Source organism: Paenibacillus nasutitermitis, assembly GCF_014641075.1.
Lineage (GTDB): Bacteria > Bacillota > Bacilli > Paenibacillales > Paenibacillaceae > Paenibacillus_Z > Paenibacillus_Z nasutitermitis.
On sequence record NZ_BMHP01000001.1, the window covers coordinates 1,289,956 to 1,313,877 of the forward strand.

The 23,922-nt window shown below is 51.4% G+C and carries 22 protein-coding genes; 15 read left to right on the plus strand and 7 right to left on the minus strand.

The window, feature by feature from the left end:
* Positions 1 to 7: 7 nt before the first annotated feature.
* Entirely contained in the window at positions 8 to 1,312 is a 1,305-nt protein-coding gene (locus IEY46_RS05420) for an MFS transporter (RefSeq protein WP_188989876.1), read from the minus strand.
* A 198-nt stretch (positions 1,313 to 1,510) separates the two neighbouring features.
* Between IEY46_RS05420 and IEY46_RS05425 the strand changes: the two genes are divergently transcribed.
* Entirely contained in the window at positions 1,511 to 2,071 is a 561-nt protein-coding gene (locus tag IEY46_RS05425) for a TlpA family protein disulfide reductase (RefSeq protein WP_188989878.1), read from the plus strand.
* Positions 2,072 to 2,167: 96 nt separating this feature from the next.
* On the opposite strand, the gene cimA is transcribed toward IEY46_RS05425, so the two are convergent.
* Positions 2,168 to 3,781 (minus strand): citramalate synthase, encoded by a 1,614-nt coding sequence (gene cimA, locus IEY46_RS05430; protein WP_188989880.1) that lies wholly within the window; start codon positions 3,779 to 3,781, stop codon positions 2,168 to 2,170.
* Between the two features lie 261 nt (positions 3,782 to 4,042).
* Here cimA and IEY46_RS05435 point away from each other — a divergent pair, with 261 nt between their 5' ends.
* The 6 genes from IEY46_RS05435 to IEY46_RS05460 all read left to right on the plus strand — a co-directional run bounded on the left by IEY46_RS05435 (position 4,043) and on the right by IEY46_RS05460 (position 12,835).
* Positions 4,043 to 5,332 (plus strand): DNA polymerase IV, encoded by a 1,290-nt coding sequence (locus IEY46_RS05435; RefSeq protein ID WP_188991692.1) that lies wholly within the window; start codon positions 4,043 to 4,045, stop codon positions 5,330 to 5,332.
* A 131-nt stretch (positions 5,333 to 5,463) separates the two neighbouring features.
* Positions 5,464 to 5,700, plus strand: coding sequence for a ferredoxin (locus IEY46_RS05440; protein WP_188989882.1), 237 nt, complete (start codon positions 5,464 to 5,466; stop codon positions 5,698 to 5,700).
* Positions 5,701 to 5,901: 201 nt separating this feature from the next.
* Positions 5,902 to 7,803, plus strand: coding sequence for a CHASE2 domain-containing protein (locus tag IEY46_RS05445; protein WP_188989884.1), 1,902 nt, complete (start codon positions 5,902 to 5,904; stop codon positions 7,801 to 7,803).
* Positions 7,800 to 9,695: a FecR family protein gene (locus tag IEY46_RS05450; protein WP_188989886.1), complete on the plus strand. Its 1,896-nt coding sequence runs from the start codon at positions 7,800 to 7,802 to the stop codon at positions 9,693 to 9,695. Before IEY46_RS05445 ends, IEY46_RS05450 begins: the two co-directional genes overlap by 4 nt.
* Positions 9,696 to 9,709: 14 nt before the next feature.
* Positions 9,710 to 11,305, plus strand: coding sequence for a stalk domain-containing protein (locus tag IEY46_RS05455; RefSeq protein ID WP_188989888.1), 1,596 nt, complete (start codon positions 9,710 to 9,712; stop codon positions 11,303 to 11,305).
* A 129-nt stretch (positions 11,306 to 11,434) separates the two neighbouring features.
* The gene (locus tag IEY46_RS05460; protein WP_188989890.1) at positions 11,435 to 12,835 is read left to right on the plus strand and encodes a L,D-transpeptidase; all 1,401 of its coding nucleotides are present in this window, start codon (positions 11,435 to 11,437) and stop codon (positions 12,833 to 12,835) included.
* On the opposite strand, the gene IEY46_RS05465 is transcribed toward IEY46_RS05460, so the two are convergent.
* Positions 12,836 to 13,180 (minus strand): hypothetical protein, encoded by a 345-nt coding sequence (locus IEY46_RS05465; protein ID WP_188991862.1) that lies wholly within the window; start codon positions 13,178 to 13,180, stop codon positions 12,836 to 12,838.
* Between IEY46_RS05465 and IEY46_RS05470 the strand changes: the two genes are divergently transcribed.
* The 5 genes from IEY46_RS05470 (at position 13,170) to IEY46_RS05490 (ending at position 17,438) form a co-directional block, all read left to right on the plus strand.
* Positions 13,170 to 14,267 (plus strand): quinone-dependent dihydroorotate dehydrogenase, encoded by a 1,098-nt coding sequence (locus IEY46_RS05470; protein ID WP_188991694.1) that lies wholly within the window; start codon positions 13,170 to 13,172, stop codon positions 14,265 to 14,267. The two genes, IEY46_RS05465 and IEY46_RS05470, sit on opposite strands and share 11 nt — an antisense overlap.
* Before the next feature lie 18 nt (positions 14,268 to 14,285).
* Complete coding sequence (yjbM, locus tag IEY46_RS05475; RefSeq protein ID WP_188989892.1) at positions 14,286 to 15,089, plus strand: GTP diphosphokinase; 804 nt, start codon at positions 14,286 to 14,288, stop codon at positions 15,087 to 15,089.
* Complete coding sequence (locus IEY46_RS05480; RefSeq protein WP_229750081.1) at positions 15,090 to 15,611, plus strand: DUF309 domain-containing protein; 522 nt, start codon at positions 15,090 to 15,092, stop codon at positions 15,609 to 15,611.
* A gap of 194 nt (positions 15,612 to 15,805) precedes the next feature.
* Positions 15,806 to 16,570 carry a pseudouridine synthase gene (locus tag IEY46_RS05485; RefSeq protein ID WP_188989894.1) on the plus strand — a complete coding sequence of 255 codons (765 nt, stop codon included), beginning with the start codon at positions 15,806 to 15,808 and terminating at the stop codon, positions 16,568 to 16,570.
* Positions 16,571 to 16,643: 73 nt separating this feature from the next.
* Positions 16,644 to 17,438: a Cof-type HAD-IIB family hydrolase gene (locus IEY46_RS05490; RefSeq protein ID WP_188989895.1), complete on the plus strand. Its 795-nt coding sequence runs from the start codon at positions 16,644 to 16,646 to the stop codon at positions 17,436 to 17,438.
* A 122-nt stretch (positions 17,439 to 17,560) separates the two neighbouring features.
* Here the strand turns inward: IEY46_RS05490 and IEY46_RS05495 are convergent, their stop codons facing one another.
* Together IEY46_RS05495 and IEY46_RS05500 are read right to left on the minus strand one after the other, a co-directional pair.
* Entirely contained in the window at positions 17,561 to 17,665 is a 105-nt protein-coding gene (locus tag IEY46_RS05495) for a dihydroorotate dehydrogenase (RefSeq protein WP_188989897.1), read from the minus strand.
* Between the two features lie 227 nt (positions 17,666 to 17,892).
* Positions 17,893 to 19,308 carry an RsmB/NOP family class I SAM-dependent RNA methyltransferase gene (locus IEY46_RS05500; RefSeq protein WP_229750082.1) on the minus strand — a complete coding sequence of 472 codons (1,416 nt, stop codon included), beginning with the start codon at positions 19,306 to 19,308 and terminating at the stop codon, positions 17,893 to 17,895.
* 319 nt (positions 19,309 to 19,627) lie between these two features.
* Between IEY46_RS05500 and IEY46_RS05505 the strand changes: the two genes are divergently transcribed.
* From IEY46_RS05505 to IEY46_RS05515, 3 genes are all read left to right on the plus strand, one after another.
* The gene (locus tag IEY46_RS05505) at positions 19,628 to 20,707 is read left to right on the plus strand and encodes an AI-2E family transporter (protein ID WP_188989899.1); all 1,080 of its coding nucleotides are present in this window, start codon (positions 19,628 to 19,630) and stop codon (positions 20,705 to 20,707) included.
* Positions 20,708 to 20,777: 70 nt separating this feature from the next.
* Entirely contained in the window at positions 20,778 to 21,464 is a 687-nt protein-coding gene (locus IEY46_RS05510; RefSeq protein ID WP_188989901.1) for an HAD family hydrolase, read from the plus strand.
* Between the two features lie 4 nt (positions 21,465 to 21,468).
* Positions 21,469 to 22,218 (plus strand): metallophosphoesterase family protein, encoded by a 750-nt coding sequence (locus tag IEY46_RS05515; RefSeq protein ID WP_188991700.1) that lies wholly within the window; start codon positions 21,469 to 21,471, stop codon positions 22,216 to 22,218.
* A 5-nt stretch (positions 22,219 to 22,223) separates the two neighbouring features.
* Here the strand turns inward: IEY46_RS05515 and IEY46_RS05520 are convergent, their stop codons facing one another.
* Together IEY46_RS05520 and IEY46_RS05525 are read right to left on the minus strand one after the other, a co-directional pair.
* Positions 22,224 to 22,922 (minus strand): hypothetical protein, encoded by a 699-nt coding sequence (locus IEY46_RS05520; protein WP_188989903.1) that lies wholly within the window; start codon positions 22,920 to 22,922, stop codon positions 22,224 to 22,226.
* 95 nt (positions 22,923 to 23,017) lie between these two features.
* Positions 23,018 to 23,911, minus strand: a complete 894-nt coding sequence (locus tag IEY46_RS05525) for an AraC family transcriptional regulator (RefSeq protein WP_188989905.1) — start codon at positions 23,909 to 23,911, stop codon at positions 23,018 to 23,020.
* Between the last annotated feature and the right edge of the window lie 11 nt (positions 23,912 to 23,922).

Below are 23,922 nucleotides of genomic sequence, written 5' to 3' on the forward strand. Positions count from 1 at the left end.
GGCTGTCCTAGCCTTCCAACTGTTTCGGAGGGCGTATGAATGCCACTATCAGGAATAAGCCCGCAAGCGAAAGGAATGACACAACCCCGAACAGCAGCATGTCCGACTTTCCCGCCATCCAGCTGAACAGAGGCGGCCCGAATGCGACACCCAGAAATCTCAGACTGCTGTATAGTGAAGTAATCATTCCCCTGTGGGAACGATCTACAGATCCTGTGATCAGCGTGTTAAGGCATGGGAGAACCAGCCCGGTTCCGATACTGCTAAGCGTAGTGAAGCCAATCAGCGCATAGATATGGCTGTGCAGAAAAGCGCAGGCACCTAGAGAGAGGGTCATAATGCCCAGCCCGATAATCATCAGCCAGCGCATCAGCTTTCCATTGTTTTTGATGGTTCTGCCGGTCAGGTAAGCCGTAGCGACAAGTCCCAGAAGCGGGATCGCCAGAATGCCGCCCTTTGCTACTCCGTCAATTGAATAAGGCGGCTTCTCCAACAGGTCGGACAATCGGAAGAGGACGCCGAACAAAATAAACAGTCCGAGCGAGCCGGCAATAAATGATGCGGACAGCCAGCGCCCTTTTTTGCGGAACACCTTGACCGCATCGGATACATACTGCTTGAACGTCGAACTTTCCTTCTCGCGGGGAGGCTCTTTGATCATTACCTTCACTGCAACGAAGGATGCAGCGCAAAATATGGGAAAAGCAAACAACGGCGCGTACCAGACGATAAGGGCGAGGAGGGAGCCGAGTATGGGGCTGATTACTTTTCCTGCGCCATTGGAAGCTTCGATCAGACCCAGCGCTTCACTTTCCTGACCGTCCTTGTATTTGTCACCCACTAGCGCCATCGCGATCGGGGATGTACCCGCGGCTCCAATGCCCTGTAATGCCCTTGCCGTTATCAGAAAACCGTAGGAATGCATGATAGCAGCAATGCCCGCCCCGATTCCTGCTATACCATACAAGGCTAATGAAGGCAGCATAACCGCCTTGCGGGAGTACCGGTCCGATAAATAGCCCGCTGCGGGAATAACGATTCCGGCTGAAACGGAAAATAAGGTTATAACCAGACTTGCCTGAAAGCTGGAGATACCAAGCTTAGTTTCCATCTGGGGCAATATTGGAACAAGCATGGAGTTGCCGAGGACCAGAACCAGCGGAACAGAGGATAAAGCGATGTATTCCCGCCATTTGGAGCTTCCTTTGTCCTGCTTGTCAGTCGCGGATTTGTTTCCACTGGACTGTCCTGCGTCGCTGGTGCGCACTGGTGCAGGGGGCTTGGTGTTGAAACCGGATTTTGCTTTATTCATGATTATCTACGCTCCCGTGGAATCTGCTGAGTACCTATAACCAGTAATGTACCCCTTGACTTGAGCTTCCATTCCCCATCATGGTAACATGTAGAGGACCGGGGACGGTGCGATGAATGAATAGACGAGTCCCCTATACGATTATTCCGGACACTTTGGATCGATCATCTTTGTTCAGGAAAGGAAAGTAGGCATAAAATGAAACGGACATGGTTATGGCTCGCGGTTGTACTGGTTCTGGCAGGAGCCGCAGTGTATCAAAATAAAAGCAAGCAGAGCGAAGCTCTGTCTGCTTCAGCAGATATGAAACCCAAGCCCGGTTTCACAGCACCCATGCTTGAGCTGCCTGATTTGGACGACAAGCAGATCGCGATCGGCGGGGAGCGGGACAAGCTGGTTCTGCTCAACTTCTGGGCATCGTGGTGTTATCCTTGCGAATTGGAGGCGCCTGATATGGAGGAGCTGTCCCAAACCTATGAGGGAAGGATGGACTTGTTTGGGGTGAACGCGACGAGCTACGATAAAGAACGGCAGGCGAGGGAGTTCGTTGATGAGCAAAAGCTGACCTTCCCGATCCTCATGGACCGTGAAGGCGAAGCGACGGAGCTCTATAAAGTTTCTTCTTTTCCTACCAGCCTGCTGATTGACAGTAAGGGAATTGTGCGTGAGCGCATTACCGGCGTTATTTCCAAGCAGGAGTGGCAGGATCGGATTGATAAATGGCTGAAAGTGCAGGAGGATAAACAGGGACCTGCATGAACGCTATCGGACGAAAAAGCCCGGCCAAGGTCAGTGGGGATTTGAACCACTGACCTGGACCGGGCTTTTTTTTTGGATGACGGTTTACTGAAACGCTTAATGATTAACCAGGCCAAGCCGGACACGAGGCTGGTCCTCGCTGGAATCAACTTTATCCATATTCATCATTGCATAACGAATGCTGTCTACGAGCGCTTCCCAGCTGGCTTCAATAACATTGCTGGAAACGCCGACCGTATTCCAGGTGTTCTTGAAGTCGGTGGATTCGATAAGCACACGAACCTTGGCAGCTGTCGCATCCTTCTCGTCGATGACACGGACCTTATAATCAGCCAGATGAATATTGTTGATGCTGGGATAGAACTGAACCAGCGCTTTCCTGAGCGCATTATCAAGTGCATTGACCGGTCCATTGCCCTCGGCAGCCGTATAGACGGTTTGACCTGCGACATTGACTTTAACGATCGCTTCGGCGTTCATGCTCCCGTTGTTTTTTTCGACGAGCATTTTCAGCGACTCCAGCTTGAACAGCTCTTTCATCTCGCCGAATGCATCGCGCAGCAAGAGCTCAAGGGAGGCGTCAGCCCCTTCGAATTGGTACCCCTGATGCTCCAGCTCTTTAATCCGTTCCATGATCTGCTTCGTTTTCTCGTTATTGGCGTTCACATCCAGGCCCAACTCCTGCGCTTTGGAAATAATATTGCTTTGTCCGGCAAGCTCGGAGACCAGAATGCGCTGTTTGTTGCCCACCAGATTCGGCTGGATATGCTCATAGGTCTTGGAGTCCTTCATGATTGCGGATACATGAATACCGCCCTTATGAGCGAAAGCCGCATTTCCTACGTATGGCTGTCCAACCGGCATATTGACATTCGCGATTTCGCTAATATAACGAGCGGTCGTCGTGAGTGATTCCAACTGCTGGTCAGAAACGCAGCGGTAGTCCATCTTGATCTGCAGATTGGGAATGATGGAACACAGATTGGCGTTGCCGCAGCGTTCGCCGTACCCGTTGATTGTGCCCTGGATTTGGCGGGCCCCTGCCTGAACGGCAGCAAGCGTATTGGCTACGGCCAATTCACAGTCATTATGAGTATGAATGCCCAGCGGTGTAGTGAGCTCCGCACGGACGCGGGTGACGATATCGTGTATTTCCGTTGGCAGTGTACCGCCGTTAGTGTCGCACAGCACAACCCAGTCTGCTCCGGCATCCTGCGCTTTGCGGAGCACCGAGAGGGCGTACTCCGGATTATGCTTATATCCGTCAAAGAAATGCTCGGCATCGAAAATGGCTTCTACCTGATTTCTCTTCAAAAAGGCGAAAGAGTCATAAATCATCGCCAGATTTTCTTCCAAAGTGGTTTGAAGCGCCGTATGCACGTGGAAATCCCATGATTTTCCTACCAGCGTAGCTGCAGGCACGCCTGATTCCACAATTCGCAGCAGACTGCTGTCCTGATCCGCTTGGCTGAACTTGCGGCGCGTGCTGCCAAATGCGGTAAGTTTGGCATTGAGCTTAAGAGCCTTTACCCGCTGGAAAAACTCAATATCCTTGCTGTTGCTTCCCGGATTGCCGCCTTCAATATAATGAACGCCGAGCATATCGAGCTTCTGGGCGATTTTTAATTTGTCGTCCGCTGACAGGCTGATCCCTTCGCCTTGCGTACCGTCACGCAGCGTCGTATCGAAAACCGAGATAATGTTGGTCATTGCTTGGACGCCCTCCTCTATCCATTCTTTGCAAAGTGATAATTTCATATTATAGCATAAAGTGCTGATGACTGTCGCTAAACTGCCTGTGCCCGGGAATGGATTTTCTTGACGAAATTTTATGGTATGCTAACAAGAGAAGTTGGTGCTTAAATTTTGTATTAGGAGGTGCGAAAGCTATGAAGACATGCATGTCCTGCTATAGACTGGAGCAAACGGCACATGGTCTTGAACTATATCTATGTGCGGTTATTACCCGATATGAAACAGGCTGATGAAGATAAACAAATTAGAAAACACCGGATTATCATCCATGTGGATATGAATGCTTTTTATTGCTCCGTTCACGAGGCTGAAGATCCCGCCAGTTATAAAGGAAAGCCGACAGCGGTTGCCGGAAGTGTCGAGCAGCGCAAGGGGATTATTGTCACCTCATCCTATACCGCAAGAAAGAGGGGCATCAAGACCGGAATGACTGTGAGGCAAGGACTGCAGCTTTGCCCGGATTTGATTCTGATCAAGCCGGATTTTGAGCTGTACCGCAAATACTCGCACGGTTTTCTGTCGATTGCCCGCCAGTATACGCCGCTGGTAGAAATCACTTCCATTGACGAATGTTATCTGGACATTACGGGATCTTCGGCTTTCGGACAGCCTCTTGAGATCGCGGAAGATATTCAAAAGCGTATTCAAAGCGAATGGAGCCTGCCCTGCTCTATAGGCGTCGCTCCCAATAAACTGCTTGCCAAGATGGCGTCGGATATGGAAAAACCCAATGGCCTGACCGTGCTTCGGATAAGGGATGTGCCCCGTCTATTGTGGCATAAACCATGCGATTCGCTGTTCGGGATCGGAAGGAAGACCGGCGAGAAGCTAAGGAAACTGAACATCCATACAATCGGAGAACTGGCTGCGACAGAAGAGACACTGCTTGTCAAACAGTTTGGCGTTGCCGGTTCCTGGATGAAGGCGGCGGCGCATGGATATGATGATTCACGGGTCAATCCCGCCAGGGAGCCCAATAAGTCAGTTGGCCATACGACGACGCTGCCCCAGGATGTAACGAAGCGGCAGGAAGCCCATCGCATCCTGCTGAATCTCGCGGATCAGACAGGCAGGAGAATGCGGCGCCAGAAACTGGTTGCCTCAACGGTCCAGATTGTCATCCGCAAGCCGGATATGTCAACCGTGAACCGCTCCGCAACCCTCGATGTACCGACGGATACGACAGCTGACATACATCGCGAGGCATGCAGACTGTTCGATAAACATTGGCGGGAAGGGGACCCCGTAAGGCTGCTCGGCGTCACGCTGCAGAATCTTTCTTCCCGGAACGAAACAGCCATGCAGCTTGATCTGTTCAGTTATGAACAGCAGCCGCGAAAAGAGGCGTTGACCCGTGCGATGGACCTGCTTCGCGACAAGTTTGGGGAGGATGCGGTACTGACGGCGGGGATGCTGGGCAATGATCCGTCAACGCTGATCCGAAACAAGCGAATTCGCGGGACATCCTTGCAAACGGACGAGGATTTGTTATATAGTGATGAATAAGGACTGCTCATTTAAGTTTATATAAACTCAATAAGCTTACGCGCTTACAAAACTAAAAACTGATGCATGCCAGGCATCCCCGCTAGATTCGTACCAGGGTGCATGCATAAAACTTTATGGGAGGGAATACGATGTCGAAATTTACATGGGTTGAAAAAGATACGTGCATTGCTTGCGGAGCATGCGGAGCAACGGCACCGGACATTTATGATTACGATGATGAAGGTCTTGCCGAAGTCATTTTTGACGGAGACGCCAACAAAGGGAACACGGAGATTCCTGAGGATTTGTATGATGATTTGCAGGATGCGGCAGATGGCTGCCCAACCGATTCCATCAAAATAGCGGATGTTCCGTTTAATAATTAATAGAAGTAGCGTATATCCCGATGGACAGCGCGTACTATAGAAGAAGAATCCCTTTCTTGTTTCGACAAGAAGCGGGATTCTTCTTTTTTTATCGACATCTTTTATATTGCTAGTTTCTATAAACTTAACTAGAATAGATAATGGAAAAAGCAGTATTTTACATAATTAACTGGGTGAGAATTAAGGAGACAGGGGGTCTTTATGCTCAGACGAAAGTGGCTGCTTACATGGTTTGCGGGAGCGGTGATTTGTCTGTTCTGGTCATTCATCAGCAGTCTTGGTACCGGCGGCTCGCTTAACCGTTTGGAATCATCGCTGCAGGATTTGATTATGAAGAAAACGGATGTCCAAAGGGTGCCGTATGATGATATCAAAATCATCAAAATCGATCAGGATTCACTGGATCAGCTGGGGCAGTTTCCATGGGACCGGAGTCTCTATGCCCAGTTGATTACGTTGCTTGCGGACGCTGGGGCAAGGGCGGTCGCGCTTGACGTCGTGCTGGCTGAGCCGGGCCAGGATCCTCAGGGCGATGCAGCCATGACTGAAGTAATGAAGCAATATCCCAACGTTGTGCTTCCTGTAGTAATCAATTTTAAAGCACGGCAGGACGAAGTTAACGGACTGCTGACGGAATCGGTATCTTATCCCGCCTCAACGATCGGTTCCAGCCACGAACAACAGGGACATATCAACGTCCTTCAGGACAAGGACGGCACTGTCCGGAAGCTGACTGTGGGCCTAGCCAATCAGGAGGGCCTCATCATACCGGCTTTTAGCGTGAAGCTTGCCAACTATATGCTCGACAAGGATGAGCAAATTACCTGGAATCAGGATGACGGTCACTGGTACCGCGGCTTGAAGCGCCTGCCGACAGATTCTCGAAATCAGATTGCAACCGAATTTTATACGCAGCCGCGCGAGGCCATGAGCCTGGTTACGGGCTATGATTCACAATCCTTTTTCGACGTGCTCTCAGGTAATATTCCTCCCGAATATTACGAGAACAGCATTGTCTTAATCGGCCCGTATGCACCCGGACTGCAGGATGAATATTTAACTCCTCTGAGCACTTCTCTCAAAATGTACGGGGTTGAAATTCACGCAAACATGGTTCAATCTCTCGTAGCGGGCAACTTCTATACCAAGACCGGACCGCCTGTCACCTACACGCTTATCATTTTGCTCACCCTGTTTTCCCTGCTTCTGTTTGAGCGTTTTACCGGGGTTGGCTCTTTTATCGTGTATGGAGTGCTGACAGCCGCATTCTTCGGAATCTGGATCGGCTTCTATTATATGAATACCTTTATTGCGTTTACCTATCCGTTCCTGGCCTTAACGACGGCATTCATATGGGCGGTGGTCACGCATTATGTCATGGAACGGCGGGAACGCAGCCGGGTTACGAATATATTTGGAAGATTTGTGCCCCGGACCGTGGTGGATGAAATGCTCGCTTCCGGCGAGGATGTCAAGGTAGGAGGACAGCGTCGGGATATCAGCGTTATCTTCGTTGATATTCGCGGGTTTACGCCGATGTCCGAGAAACTGGAGCCGGAGCAGGTGATTCAAGTGCTTAACGAGTACCTGGATATCTGTACAAAAGCGGTATTCAAATGGAACGGAACGCTCGATAAATTTATCGGGGACGGTGTAATGGCGATCTTCGGCGCTCCGGTCGATCAACCCAACCATCCGGAGCTGGCGGTGAGGGCTGCTCTGGAGATGAAGCGGCAGTCCGCCGATCTTGAAGAGCGCTGCCTGCGCGAGATCGGAGTGCCTGTTCGTTTCGGAGTCGGCATCAACAGCGGGCCGGCTGTTGTTGGCAATATCGGCTCGCAGATGCTGCGGCTCGACTACACGGCCATCGGAGACACCGTTAATCTCTCTGCGCGGCTGGAGGCTAATGCGAAGCCGGGGCAGATCCTCATCAGCGAGGAAACGCTTGCCAGGGTATCAGGGCTTTTTGAAACGGTGACCATTGGTGAGATTAAGGTCAAAGGAAAAGAGTTGCCCGTACTGGTCACGGAAGTGGTCAGAGAACGGGACGAGGATTCGGCAAAGAATCTGACGGCTATTAAGGAAGGGAGAGAAGGAGCATGAGAAATAGAAGAATGCAGGTTCTGATGATTGCCCTTTGCCTGCTGTTGATTGGCGGGCCGCTGTCATTGTTGGCAGGAGGAGGCTCCGCATCCGCACAGGTATTGCGTGTAGCGGTAGTCAAATCGCTGGAAGGCACGGTGAGTGTGCTCAAATCCGGCGGGACGAAATCGTTTAAGGCATTCAAAAACATGAGCTTGAACGAAGGGGACCAGATTGCAACAGGCAAAGACAGCAGTGTGAAGCTGGAGCTGGCAAGCGAGGATGCCGACAAGGACAGTGTAACGATCGGCGCAAGCTCCCAGGTTACCTTTACCAAGCTGAAGGATAAGAGCGGAGCCAAAACAAAAATGAGCATATGGGCGGGTTCGCTCTGGCTAAAGGTCAAGTCCGTATCCAATGCCAATGACCAGTTTGAAGTGGAGACGCCCACATCCATCATGGGAGTGCGGGGGACGCAGTTTATGGTTGGCGTTGATCCTTTAACCGGGTTAACCCGTATTTTTCTCGCCTCGGGAGTTGTCCAGGCTTCTACGGACTCCAACCGGCTGAACCCGGATGAGAAGGAAATCGATCAAACACTTTTTATTTATCCCTCCCAGGAAATTGTCGAGGCGCGTGACGGCAATTCGGCGGATAATTTGCTGACCTCCATTTCAACGATTGACATTGAAGCGCTTGTTCGGCAGATTTCGCCGGAAATCATCAGGCAATTGATCGCAGATGCCGCTTCGATTAAACAGGAGAATGACGATTTCATAGCCGCTCAAAAGAAAAAAATGGAGTCTGGCAGCACGAATGAAAACGATCCTGCCCTGGGCGGCCTGAACCTAAATGATTTAGCGAAGCTGGAATCGGTAAAGCGCAATCTTGAAAATCTTGTTGGCTTGATTGCCCAAAAGGCAATCGAGCAGAATAAAATCTCCATAACGGAAATGGAAAAAATCATTCAGAAAGTCAATCAGGATGCAGGCAAAATCATCCTCGATCTCTCCAAAGTAGCCCCGCTGGAGCTGGATGAGAAACAGAAGCAGCAGGAAAAAGAAAAAGCGGCGCTTATCAAAAAGCAGCAGGAGCTTGCCGCGGCGAAACAAAAAGAGCAGGACAAGTTAAATGCCCAGAAGGAAAAACTGGCAGCCGCTATGAGAGCGTTGGAAGAATTGAATAAAAAGAAATTGGAAGAGCAGCAGAAAAAAGCGGAAGCAGATTTTCTAGCCGGTCTCTCGGACGAAGAGAAAAAACGTTATGAAGCTGACAAGAAATCGCTTCAGTCCGGGGAGGCTGCCCAGCCTGGAACGACATCTCCGTCTACCGGTGGTGGAGACGGAACGGTTCAGCCGTCCCAAACGGGCCTGGCATTTGACGATCCCGCTTTTGCGGGTGGAACGGCAACGGCCGGTGGATCTTCGCTTCCACTTGATCTGGCTGTGAAGCTTGGAGGATTCAACGGTTCAAGAAAGATTTACGGGTATCAGATCGAGGTGGAGTATACCAAATCGGTTTCCTCGTTTAATAGTATCAAGTTTAACGATGCCAATCAGATGCTCGCCTATCGAGGAGGGAACGGTATCTTTAAGGTGGAGCCAGAAGGCTTATCGGTAAGCGGGGCAGACAGCGTGGACGATGTGCGGGTTGTAGCAGGTACGGGAACGAAATCGACCGTTATCTATTCAGTCACTAAATTCAGCGGCAGCGCCGTCCAGATCAACGGAAATACGACCGTTGCGAAGCTGCCGTTCCTGGTCAACCGTCCTGCCGGCCAGAATGGCGCGGTAACAGTTCCAGTCACCTTCCACATCAAATCCATCACAGCGGTCGATGAGCAGGGCCGCACGATTGTGACATCAACCGGACAAGATCTGAATCTGAACGTTGCGTTCAATCCTCTAACTTAAGGAGCTGTGGCTGTATGAAAAAAATGACAAAAAACACGGCCCTGCTGCTGACGGCCGCAGCTGTGCTTGGAGCTTTCGGCCATTCATCCGCTGCGCAAGCCGCTCAAACGGGCGATTCATTGATTGCCAATAAGGCGCTGTATGAACTTCGGACGGAAGCCGGGACGGGGGAATACGCGCTGCGCGACGGGAATTTGCAAAGCGCCGCATTTCGGGGACCGGTGTCGCTGCTGTATGATGCGAAGCTGAAGACTTACCTGGCAGCAGATACGGGGAACCAGCGCCTGCGCACGATCAGCTCCGGGGACACGAAGACCTTCGCCGGCCTCGATATCGGACTGGATGATTATCAAGCCCCCATCGGCGCTCTGGCCGATGGCAGCGCGCAGTCGGCAGCCTTTAATCATCCTGCGGGTCTCGCCGCAGACGGCAAAGGGCAGATTTACGTGGCGGATTCGGACAATCATGCGATCCGCATCATTAACAAGGATGGATCGGTTCAGACGCTTGCGGGAAGCGGCGAGCTTGGCAGCGCGGACGGCCGGAACGCGGATGCCCGTTTCTATCATCCGCTGGATGTGGCTGTTACGGACGAGGGAATTGTTTATGTGGCCGATACCCTTAATCATGTCATCCGCAAAATTCAAAACGGCTCCGTCACAACGCTGAATGCGGCTTCGACACGCGCAGTGGAATATATACCGGGTGCGGTCGAGCCCGCAGGTGATTTCGCTGACGGTGCCTTGAAGGACGCCAAGTTCAATGAACCTAGCGGCTTGGCACTGGATCATGCAGGAAATCTGTATGTGAGCGATACGGGGAATCAACGGATCCGTTATATTGATTTTGCTAAAGGCACTGTAACAACAGTAGCAGGTGGCGGAAGTGCAGAAGCGACCTATGCTGCTTCCTCCCCGTATGCAGAAGGCGGCTATGCGGATGGCAAGGCGCTAAATGCCCGCTTCCATGCGCCTCGCGGCTTGACGGTGACACCTGATGGAGGCGTCTTGATTGCCGATTCCCTGAACCATGTCATTCGTTTGTTGAAATCCGGCGTGGTGACAACGGTTGCCGGCAGCGCGCAAGAGGCGGGCAGCACCAATGGTGTCGCCTATGCGGCTGAATTGAATCGGCCGACAGATGTAGTATGGATCGGCGGAAGTTCCTTTGCCATTGCCGATGCGGGCGGCAACAAGATCCGTATCGCGGCTCCTTACGCATTGCCATCTGGTGTAAAGGCTGGATCGGATGCCCAGATTCTGTACAATAACGCTGTGCTGCCATCGGATGCTCCACCTGTTGTGGTGAAGGATTCGACCTTCGTCCCTATGCGGGTGCTCACGGAGAAACTGGGCTTCAAGGTACAGTATACCGGTTCGAAAGCGATATTAAGCCGGGATGGTGTATCGTATACTGTCCAGGAAGGAAGCCTGAACGTAATGAAGACAACGGAAGGTCAATCGCCGCAGACACTTAAACTGACATCGGGGCCATTCCTTCGACAGGATCGGTTGTACCTGCCGGTCCGATTCTTCGCTCAGGAAATCGGACTTGATGTGCAGTGGCTCTCTGATGTGAGAGCGGTGCTCATCCGGGACAAGCAATTTTAATCTCCTCATCTCGAAACACCGGAATACCGGATAATCTAAAAAAAGGTTAAATTTATGGCCGTCCGATGCGAAATCGGGCGGTCTTTTGCCGATATAGTAGATAGCTCGGATTTCTTGGGAGGGATGGCTATGGAACAGCAGGACGATATGTCGTATTTGAAACGTTATGTACAGAACCATCCTGATAATCGAATGGCATGGTACTTGCTAGGAAAACAGTATGTTAATGAAGATAAACAAGCGAAAGCGAATTATTGCTTCCTGAAGTCAGGCAGCATCTATGAAGCATTCGAGCGCAAGCAGCACCCGCTGGCAAGCGAGCCCCAGCAGTTGATCGCACAATGGAACCGGCGCAGGCGTATGAAGCTTCTTGCATTGCGTTCAACGATTGCGCTCCTTCTTCTGATTGGTGCGGTTCTGACCGACCCTTTCAGAGGCGATCACAGCAACAACAGCAATCTAACGGGCGAACAGGCAACCGAGGCAGCTGGCGAACCGGTGGGGGAAGATAAGGGAACCGCGCGCGATGTTCGCGTGGTCTTCGTGAAGCCAACGGACCCAAATGGTGTGGGAAAAGCGATGGGCGCCCTTATGAGAAACGGTAAACAATCGGCCGATTTGGGACTTGCCGCCATGCTGGAGGAGGAAGGAAGCTGGAGAAAATGGATGGGGAATACCCGCATGCTCCTGTCTGCCAAGCGGCAGGGGAGCGGTCAGGCCTATAACGTTGGCATGCTCGACGCAAAAACCTGTGACTGCCAGCCCAGTGATGCCGCCGGCGCCAGGAAGGCTTACAGCAGTTGGAGCAAGCAGCAGGAGCAGCGATGGACGCTGTCAAGTACGGTAGCGCAATACCGGAACCTGTTTAATCGTTGGCCGGACAAGATTGACGATATGGTAAGACCCTATCCCAATAATATCCTGTCGGGGGAAACCCAAGCGATGCGGATGATGTTTACAGAGGTTCTCCAGAAGCTAAAGGCTTCGGAAGGCTTAAGCAGCGGAGCAGCTGCAGGCGGATCTGACCGAACAGCTTCGGGGAAGAATGCGAGCACAAGTCCGGTTGAAGAGCTGTCGCTTCCGGATAAGCCGTTGTCCATCATTATTGATCAGGAGCGCCACAAACTGGCAGTCGTAAGCGGGGATGTCATTGTCCGCAGCTACAATGTCGGACTCGGAGGAGAGAAGACGCCCTCCGGTAGTTTCACGATAAGCGAGAAAGTGAAAAATCCAAACGGACGCGATGATGGCGAGTTTGGAAGCAGGGGAATGACTCTGTCCGCAACGCGATATGCCATTCACGGTACTGACGAGCCCGGGAGCATTGGCAAGGATGAATCCCATGGCTGTGTCCGGATGGGCAAAGCGGATGTGGAGGAATTGTTTGATCTGGTGCCTTTGGGGACCAAGGTCGAGATCGGCAGCGGTCAGCTTCCGGCGTCCCCATCCAAGCCGGCTGACGAGCGTTTCCGCTTGCAGCCGATGCAGGATGAGACCAATCCGGATGTTGTGTATCGCTGGTTGAATTGATTATTGTTCTACTATTTGTAAAACCGCCACAATGACGACGATCAGGACGATAACGGCACCGATCCACAACAGCGCTTTTTTGTTTACTTCATCTTTGGGCTTGGATTTTAAAATAGGTGGTTTCTTCTTGGCTTGGCTCATGTGGATCAACCTTTCTTTAAATGGGTAATAGGATGTGATCCCATTGTAACCGTTTTCCTTTAAGCCCGCAATGATAAGAAAGACAGCCAAATTGCCCGCTTGCGCAGATGATCGACGCGCCGGGCTCTTTCTTTTTCCAGTTGAACACGTTAAAATGTTGCATAGAGCCAGCATGATGAACGGAGTGAAGATGTTGTTGTACAAGTCAGTTGCCAAACCTTTTTTGTTCCGGATAGATCCGGAGAAAGCCCATCATCTCGTTATAGACGGCCTGCATTCCGCCAGCCGCGTACCTGGAATTCCCGCAATGATGCGGTCGATGTACGGCGTCAAGGAATGCCCCGAGCTTGCGGTTGATGTATTCGGTGTGTATTTTCCCCATCCCGTTGGGCTTGCGGCCGGCTTGGATAAGAATGCCAAAGCAGTCGGCATGTTTGCCAATATCGGCTTTGGGTTCGCGGAGGTCGGTACCGTCACCCCCAAGGGACAAGCCGGCAATGAGCTGCCCAGGCTGTTTCGTTTGCCCCCTGACGAGGCACTGGTCAATCGTATGGGATTTAATAATGAAGGAACCGCCGCAATGGCGCAGCGGCTCTCAAATGTCAAGGATCGGCGTATTCCGATCGCTGTCAATATCGGCAAAAATAAATCAACGCCCAATGAGCTGGCGCATGAGGATTACCGCGCTTGCCTTCAAGCTTTGTATTCCTATGGCGATTTCTTTGTCGTCAATATCAGCTCGCCTAACACGCCCGATCTCCGTGCATTGCAGCATGGCGACGAGCTGCGGCTGCTGCTCTCCACCGTCATGGAGGAGATGCGGGGGCAAGCGAAGAGTCACGGCGGTACGGTAAAGCCAGTTCTGGTCAAGATTGCTCCGGATATGACAGATGAGCAGCTCAGGTATACGGTGGAGACAATAGCCGCTAGCGGAGTAAACGGTATTATTGCATCGAATACAACGCTCAGCCGCGAAGGACTGTCCCATCCGAATGCACAGGAGACCGGGGGTCTCAGCGGAAGGCCGCTAAGGGAACGTTCCACCGAGGTGATCCGCGAGGTGTACAGGCTGACCGGCGGCAAGCTGCCCATTATTGGATCTGGGGGCATCTTTACGGCAGACGATGCATACGATAAAATTCGCGCCGGCGCCAGCTTGGTAGAGATCTATACCGCTCTTATATACCGCGGTCCGGAGCTCTTGAGGGAGCTGACGCGAGGTTTGAAAGAACGTCTGCACAAGGATGGCTATCATTCGATTGCGGAAGCAGTTGGTGCAGATCACAGGTGACTGACAGGAGGCGGCTGGATGGACGGTAGAGATTGGGGCCTGTTTTTGCAGCCTTATGAACAGGCTGTTGAGGAATTGAAAGTGAAGTTCAAGACGCTCCGGACGGAACTGAAAACAAGAGAGACTTACGCACCGATCGAATTTGTTACCGGACGGGTAAAACGCATCTCCAGTATTCTGGAGAAGGCAAAGCGCCTGAGCGTCCCCATGGAAAACATCGATACCGGCATTGAAGATATTGCCGGTATCCGCATCATGTGTCAATTTGTGGACGACATTCACCGGGTGGCGCAGCTGATCCGCAGCCGCAAGGACCTGACGCTCGTGTTTGAGAAGGATTATGTGACGAATTTCAAGGACAGCGGCTACCGCAGCTTTCATATGATTGTAGAGTATCCCGTACAGACCGCGATAGGACTCAAAATTGTGCTTGCGGAGGTACAGATACGGACCTTGGCGATGAATTTCTGGGCAACGATCGAACATTCCCTTAATTATAAATACAAAGAAAGCCTGCCGGATGATGTGCGGGCAAGGCTCAAGAAAGCGGCGGAAGCGGCATCGGTGCTGGACTCGGAAATGTCAAGCATCCGCAAGGAAATACTTGACGCCCAGCGGGATTTCGAAGAGAAATCCAATATGGTGTCCAGCGTTCTCAGTGATATCCAGGATCTGTATTTCTTTCATCGGGTGAGGGAGGCCGTGCAGTTTCAGCTGCGGTTCAACGAGCTTTGGGAGAAAGAAGACGGGTATGCCATACGCATGCTGGCTGATGAAATCCGAACGGCGCTGATTAAGGTGAAGAAAAGCGGGGGTTCCTAAGTGGCGGATGAGATGCGGTATGATGAACGGCTGGTTCATTTTATCGTACTCTTTAATGTGGATGAAGATTATTTCGAATGCCATGAAGTCATGGAGGAGCTGTGGCTGGAAGAAGGACGCAATACATTGTATCAAGGCCTGCTTCAAGCGGCTGTCGGGCTTCACCATTGGCGGAACGATAACTTCTCGGGAGCGGTAAAGCTGTTTGCACAGGCGGAGAACAAGCTTGCGCCTTATCCGCCCATTCTCCTGGGTCTGGATTTGGCGATGCTTCGCCATGATATTGCAGTTGTGCTCGCGCCTCTTCGCATCTGGGTTAACGGCGGTGGCAGCTTAACCGGCCGGATATCCGCACCAGGGGAAGGCAGCATGGAAGAGGAGAATGGTCATGCAGAAGCGCATGCACCTCCTCCGTTCACGGCATTTCGGCTGACTGTCGTAGATCAGGAACTGTTGGCGCTTGTCGAAGAGATGTCGCAAATCCCGCACGAGGACCGGCTGCATGCCGGAGACGATTCATAAAATGCTTCTATCAGGCATAGTCCGCTGTTGATGCTCGTTCACCCTAACCGTCTGCCGCTGGCTTGCATCCAAGAAGGAGCGAAGCTTAGGTCAGGCGGTTTATTGCTCAATAAGCGATTCCTTGTTAAATAGATAAAGTTGGCGGTGATGACTGGCTTGTGAATGAGCGGCTCACCGGTTGGAGGTGGAGTTAAATGGCGAAGAGAATGAGGTTGGACAAGCTGCTGGCCAATATGGGCTGCGGCTCGCGCAGTGAAGTGAAAGTTGCGATCAAGCAAGGCCGCGTGAGTGTTGACGGGGTTTGCGTCAAGGATCATGGGATGACACTTGATCCTGAATCGGCTGTTGTTCAGTTTGATGACGAGCGGGTTATGTACCAGGAAGTCATTTACGTTATGATGAACAAGCCGCAAGGGGTTATCTCCGCAACGGAGGATAAGCTGGATCAGACTGTTATCGACCTGCTTGAACCGGTGGACAGGGTGCTTCAGCCATTCCCGGTGGGCAGGCTGGATAAGGACACCGAAGGTTTGCTGCTGTTGACGAATGATGGGCGTTTGGCCCATGAGCTGCTGTCGCCTCGCAAGCATGTACCCAAGACATACGAAGCTGTCGTGCTGGGAGATGTCGCCCAAGAGGATGTGGAGTCATTTGCTGAAGGCGTCACATTGGACGATGGATATGTAACAATGCCTGCAAAGCTGGTGGTCAACGGGCAGGAAACCTTGGAATCCGGGGCCGTACAGAGCCGGATTACGCTGACGATCCACGAAGGCAAGTTCCACCAGGTGAAGCGGATGTTTGAGTCTGCCAGCAAGAAAGTGACTTTCCTCAAACGGGTAGCCATGGGGCCGCTGAAGCTTGATCCGGCTCTCGCACCCGGAGAATACCGGCTGCTTGCGCAAACGGAGCTTGCGCCGCTGCTTGCAATTAAAGAAGCGAAGGTCAAGAGCAGATAAGCGGTCTGTCTATACGGACCTGCGATACAGCGCCTGCAAGGGCGCCAGTAAGATTGAAAGGAAGTTGGACCAGATGTCGATTAATTATGATTTGATCGCGCTTGATGTGGATGGAACCCTCCTTACAGAAAATCATACACTGACGACGGCGGTCCGCGATTCCGTCCGCGAAGCCGCTTCCCGGGGAGCGGAAATCGTATTGTGTACCGGCCGCGGCCTTAATAGTGCGCTGCCAGTCCTGGAGGCGTTGGGTCTGTCAGGAACGATGATAACGCATAATGGAGCGGCTACAATGGATGCGGACCGCCGTACCGTCTTTCATCAATATGGTGTTTCAGAAAATGAGCTTTCCGGTTTCCGGGAATACTGCCTGCGGGGCGGTCACCATTTCGATGTAAGCACCGCTTTTGACTTGTTGATTGAAAGCATCACACCGGAAGCGGAGGAAATGTACAACAGATTTGAGATAAAACCGCTTTGGCGTGAAAGAGAGGCACCGCTTCCGGAGGGGCTGATTAAATTCACGGTGTTTGGCAGCCTGCCGGAACTGGACCGGATAGAAGAGGATTGGAGCCTGTGGGAAGAGGGCCTTCAGTATGTGCGGAGCGGGGAATATTTTATCGATGTGCAGCATCGTGAGGCAACCAAGGCTGCGGCACTGACGCGTCTGGCTCAGGTGCGTGGCATTGACAGCTCGCGGGTGCTGGCCATCGGCAATTATTTTAACGATATCGGGATGCTTTCCTTCGCTGGCCTTGGTGTGGCGATGGCCAATTCGCCGGAAGCGGTCAAATCGGCTGCCGATCAGGTAACCCTCTCCAACGAAGAAGATGGTGTGGCGCTTACGCTGCGCTCTTTCGCTTGGTGAAGGAGCCCGGCTCGCGCCGGTCCCCAGGAACGAAACCAAGTGAATCTCTGTTCGCAGATCCGAAAAAACCGCCAAGGCAACTCCTCAGGCGGTTTTATTCTTAACCCATTTCTATGGTAGGACTAGTATAAGAACCCTCGGGTAATGATGACCAGCAAGATGAATAAAACCAGGATTCCGCCAACTGAAGTAAATCCGCCGAAGCCGCCGCCGTATACACCGGACATGCAAATTCCTCCCCTAAAGGTATTTCCGGTGCCGTTAACTGATATCCATGATGTTCTTCCGGCACACGGTTTACCGTATCATATGAAAATTTCTCTTCGAGTGATTGGACAGTTGCCTGGGGAGTGGAATTATTTAGGTGTATGTCCTGCCGACGCAGGCTTCTATTTAAGATTACAAGCTGCAAGAGAGATGCCGGTGTATGCCAAATGCCGGTTATACGGCTTGATCACGACGAGAAACGGCGCAGCCCCTTTGGCAGATGATTCTTGATCAGGCCCGAGCTGGCTTTGCCCCATCCCAGCGGCAGACCATCTACGGCGACGAGTCCCCATCCGCTGCTTCCAGTCTCAGCGGCCAAAGTCTCGCCATGCAGATAGGCGGCAATCTCGGGAGCTTCGGGCGGGTATGTCTGCATCCACGCAGCGGTTTGCGCCGGTACGGCCATAGCCAGCGCATGGCCCGGCTCCAGGCGGTTCTTTCGGATATCGCCCAGGTGCAGACCGGGGCGGGGGACCTTAAGGCCATTCAGGTCATTTGCCCGAATGGGGCTTGCTCCGCTTCCGGGCAGATGCGGCAGCCAGTATAGGGCATCGCCGAAGCGCAGCGGCTCGCCGGGCCCAAGCGCAAAACCACCTGGAAGCGTGGTGTCGATGAACCCTTGCGCGAGCGCCATGTCCGCTGCCAGGCTTGCGGCTCCAGCTGCCGGATGGCTGTGCCTGTCGCGATTGTTCCGGCCTGGCGATTGGTCACGGGCAGGTTGTATCTCGCAAGCTTGCGCTGCCTGGCCTCTGGAGGCTTTTTGCAGGACAGCGATAAAATGACCTTCTCCCCGCTGTTCATGCGGCCATACCCGTTCAGTCTTCACGATACTGAACAGCGGATATTTCGCACAGAAGGATTCAAGTGCTTCTTCATTTTCCTGGCGGTTGAAAGTACAGGTGGAATAAACCAGCCTGCCGCCTGGCTTAAGCAGTATCGCGGCATGGTCCAGAATATCCTTCTGCCGGGCCGCGCACATGGCAACATGCGATTCTGACCATTCGTTAACCGCTGCTTCGTCCTTGCGGAACATCCCTTCGCCGGAGCAGGGGGCATCCAGCATGATCCTGTCGAATAGGCCGGCAAACCGTCTGGACAACTCTTCCGGGCTGGCGCAGGTCACGATGATATTCGCGATTCCACAGCGCTCTGCGTTTTCGCTTAGAATTTTGGCTCGGGCCGGATGAATCTCATTGGCGACCAGGATACCGCGTCCGAGCATTTTTCCGGCAATTTGGGTTGTTTTTCCTCCCGGCGCCGCCGCCATATCGAGAATAAACTCGCCCGGCTGCGGCTCCAGCAGCTCGGCTGCCGTCATCGCAGAAGGCTCCTGAATATAATAAAGACCCGCGGCGTGATAAGGATGCTTGCCGGGCCTTGTCGATTCATCGTAATAATAGCCGGTTGTGCACCATGGTACAGATTCAAGCCTGAACTGACGGACCGCTTCGACAAGGAGCGGATACCGCCCGGCGAGCTTGAATGGATTCATGCGAAGACCATAGGTCCTGGGCGCATCATAGCTTTGAATAAAGGCATCGAAGCCGGTTGGCAGAAGCTGCTGCATTTGAAGGCTGAAGGCCTCCGGAAGTTTAACGGGCACGGGATTTTGACTCCTTTTAAAATGGAATAACTTGATAGACTCTGCTTCTTTGTGTAAGACATTATATCATAAGATATGAATAAGGCAGTGGTCATGAAGAGAAAAAAGGGAGCCTGATTCATCAGGAAGAAAATGATATTTATCCTCGAATCCGCAACAATCGATTAAGCACTTCGTGGTATAATTTGAAAAAAGGATCGATGAAACAAGGTGGCTCGGACTAGCCCATCAAAAGGAAAATGGAAGGTGACGGCCATCTATTGTATAGATTCATGCGGATGGTCTTCTTTGGACGGCAAAAGGACGGGGAGGACATGCAATGACGAAATTGAACCATTTTATCCGGCTTTGCGTAGCCATACTGCTTGTTATCGGGATCATTTATATGGGGTCAAGAATCAATTTTATCTTTATGCCAATTTTTTCGTTGTTCAGCATTATCATTGTGCCGTTAATGTTATCTGTATTTTTCTATTATTTACTCCGGCCTTTAGTAAATGTGATGGAAAAATACAAGCTCAACCGAACGCTGTCGATTCTGCTGATTTATTTTGTGATTGCCATTATATTGGTCGGTTTCAGCATCGGCGTGTGGCCTTCCTTGCGAACACAGCTGTTTAATCTGGTGGATAATGCGCCTAATCTGTTCAACTCCTTAAGTGAGCAGGTAGAGGAATTGGAGCAGAATGGATTTCTGGCTGATTTTTTTCCTGAAGATTTTAGCCCTTTGTCCCGGTTAACGGAATTTCTGAATAAAGGCTTCGGGGTCTTGACGAATTATTTCACAAGCTTGTTTTCGATCATTTCCAATTTTGCTGTCATTCTGTTTATTTTCCCGATCATTCTCTTCTATATGCTCAAGGAAGGCGGGAATTTCGGACGGAAAATCGTTAGTTTCATTCCCAAACGTTTCCGTGATGACGGCAATGATGTAATGGACGAAATCGATAACGCGCTCAGCGGTTTTATCGTGGGCAGGGTGATTGTTAATTTATCGCTCGGGGTCTTGATGTATGTGGGTTTTCTTATTATCGGGCTGCCGTATGCACTGCTGCTGACGGTAGTTGCGGTTATTATGAATTTCATTCCCTTCGTCGGCGCGATTCTCTCGGCCGTTCCGATAGTGATTATCGGATTTATCGAATCGCCATCAACAGCGATCTGGTCCCTGGTTATTATTCTGGTCGCCCAGCAAATACAGGATAACCTGATAGCGCCTTATATTTTTGGCAAGCAGCTCGACATCCATCCGCTAACCACCATTATTCTCGCACTTGTCGGAGGAGATTTGGCGGGAATTATAGGTATTCTACTCATCATTCCGGTATATATGATTCTGAAGATCATTGTTACGAAAATCTATCAATTATTCATCAAACAACGTTGGGAAGATGCGTAAAATCAGGCGAGTATGATGCTGTACTTACCTGGATTGAAGAACTGAAATTTGCAGGAAAAGAGTGGTTTACATGATTCGAGCGGTTGTATTTGATTTTGACGGATTAATTATTGATACGGAAACACCTTCCTATCATGCTTTCTGTGAAGTATATCGCGAGTATGGGGCGGAGTTGCCCTTTGAAATGTACGCCAAATGCGTAGGCACGACATTCGAGCATTTTGATCCTCATCTTTATCTATCCGAATGTGTGGGAGAGGCCATCGATCCGAAGCTGGTCAACACCCGGTTTAGAGCTGTTTATTCAAGACTCATGTCTGAATCGGCGCTCCGGCCCGGAGTGGTGGAGTATTTGCAGACCGCGCGTAAATTGCAAATCAAAACAGCCATTGCCACAAGCGCAAGCTTGTCGTGGGTCGAGCCTTATCTGCAGCGGTTCGAGTTAAAGGATTATTTTGATCACATAACGACAGCCGATGATGTTTCCAAGGTGAAACCTGATCCCGAGCTGTATCTTCAGAGCTTAAGCAAGCTTGGCGTCGCGGCGGAAGAAGCGATTTCTTTTGAAGATTCGCTCAACGGCTTCAAGGCGGCCAGAGCCGCTGGGCTCAACTGCGTAGTGGTTCCCAACGAAATGACAAAACAGTTTGCATTTGCAGATTATGATCTAATGATGGATTCCATGGCAGACCGGAGTCTCGAAGAGGTTATTCACTTGCTGAGCCGGGTCAATGAATCAAATAGAAGTGGGACGTGAGCACATGGATCGGATTGCTGTGATTTCAGATATTCACGGGAATATTCCCGCGTTGGAAGCGGTATTGGCCGATATCAGGCAGAGGGGGATTACCACGATATACTGCCTTGGTGATTTGGCCGGCAAAGGTCCGGGATCGGACGAAGCCGTTGACCGCGTAAGAGATGCCTGCACGCTCGTAATAAGAGGCAACTGGGACGAGAATATGGCCAGGGACAGCGAATATCCGCCGATTGTCTGGCATCAGAACAAGCTGGGAGCCCGGCGTCTGGACTATCTTAGAGAACTTCCGATCATGATTGAGCTGCATATGAGCGGCCGGTTGATCCGGCTTTTCCACGCCTCTCCCCGAAGCGTCCATGAACGGATCCAGCCCTGGGATTCGCATGAATCCCGCTTGTCGTTGTTCCACGCTTCGGAATACAGCAGCTATGCCGGGGAAGCGGATGTGGCCGGCTATGGGGATATTCATAATGCTTTTGTGCAGCATTTGGACGGAAAAGCCTTGTTCAATGCCGGAAGCGTCGGCAATCCATTGGAGATGACGCAGGCCTCTTATGCGATATTGGAGGGGCGGCTGAATGGCAGGGATCTGGCTCCTTTTGGCATCCAGCTGGTGCGTGTGCCTTACGATATCGAGCTCGCTGTCCAGCAGGCGGTAGAGGCACAGATTCCGGAGCTGGAAGCTTATGTTGTAGAATTGAGAACGGCTGTATACCGGGGGAATCAAAAGAAGACCGCGGAAAAACGGTAACTTCGTCAGGATTTGTTCTTCGCAGTTATATAACGGATGGCCTCCCCGACATCTTCGGTTTGCAGCAGGAGCTTCTCCTGGTCAAACAACAAGATCGTGGGGAATCGCTGGATCCCGTAGATTTTTTTGAGATCCACAATATATTCTGGTTGGTACATCATCGAGCTAACACCGCCTTGAAGACCGCTGCCTGCTTCATTCAGGAACTGGTCCATTATTTTCTGATTGAGAGGAGCGCTGCTCTCGTCACCCAGTATGGTCACATGTATGGATCCTTTCCCCCGGGCAAACAGCCCAAGGCGCTCCAGCGCCTCTTCCTGCCGTATCGTAAGAATAATGATTTCCTTAGGCGGTTCCTTTGAAGATTTGGTATGGGCTGGTTTGAGCTCCACCTTCTGTCCGACACGCAGATCGGAAGCGGACGCAGAATCGCCATTTTCTTTGTGGATATTTACAGATGGGGTAAGCTGGACTTGAAGCTCCACGCCATAGTCGTTAATATCCGGCCCACGGGTATGGCGTTTCTCCCATTCGGAAATGTCCACGGTCAGATTCCGGTTATCCAGGTCAATGGAGCTGACAAATCCAACCATCTCCTGGTCCTTATAGTGACCGTAAGGATAGGTTCCATTACTCCGGCATCCAACTATTATGAGAAGGCAGACTGCGAGTCCGAAAACCGCAATGCAGCGGCTTTTTGTCATGACATCCACCCTTTTTATATTTATTTACGTGAACGGATAACAAAAAGTTATCGGCTTACTGGAAAAACTTGAAATTCTGTATGAGTTGAAAGGGCTCAAACCCTCGCCTTGACCGAGCGGGCATATTCGGATGGCGACATGTCCATCGCGGATTTGAACTGGCGCGAGAAGCTGTGGATGCTGCTGTAGTGCAGACGTTCGGCGATTTCCGAGAAATTGTACTGCTCCTCGCGGATCATCTGACGGGCCTGATCGATCTTCAGGCTGCGGTAGAACTTCATAATGCTTTGGCCGGTCTTCTTCTTGAACAGCGCTAGCGCATGGCTTTTGCTGAGGTTGAAGTTTCTGTAAATCTGTTCGAGATTCAACTCTTCATAGAGGTGGTTCTCCATATAGGCGGTCATTCGTTGAACAAGATTATCCTCGCTTTTTTCCTTGGTGGCACCGGAGAGGCGCTGCTCGGAGCGTGTCGGGCTGCTTCCATGCAGCAGCTGGATCAACAACAGCTCCAGATGAATTTTGATCAGCTGCTCTGATCCGACCGGAGCATCGGCGCGCCGGACCAGCGTATGATCCCGCGGATTGTCAAACGGGGGCATGAAGGCGGCGAAGCCGCTTTTGACAAGCTGGGACAGGATTTCCCGCTGCCCCTCGTCCAGCGTGAAAATTTTATTTTCAAAAAAAGCCATTTCGGCCGAGCGGCACACAAAGGAAACAATAATGACATTCGGGGCGATTTTGTTATTGGCCCATACGCCGTGAAATTCATTGGGTTTGTGAAAGATCATATCGCCCTGCTTCAGACAATACCCCTCGGTATCCGCAAAAACTTCCATTTCCCCTTTATCCACATAAATGAACTCCCAGAAATCGTGTTTTTCCCCTTCGAAGGTGAAATCCTTGGCAAATTCAAAGTAATGAAACGAAATGATTTGTTTGATGGAAAAAGCCTCGTAGAGCCTCGTTCTGGCGAAGCGGTTATCCTTCATGAGCGGCCCAC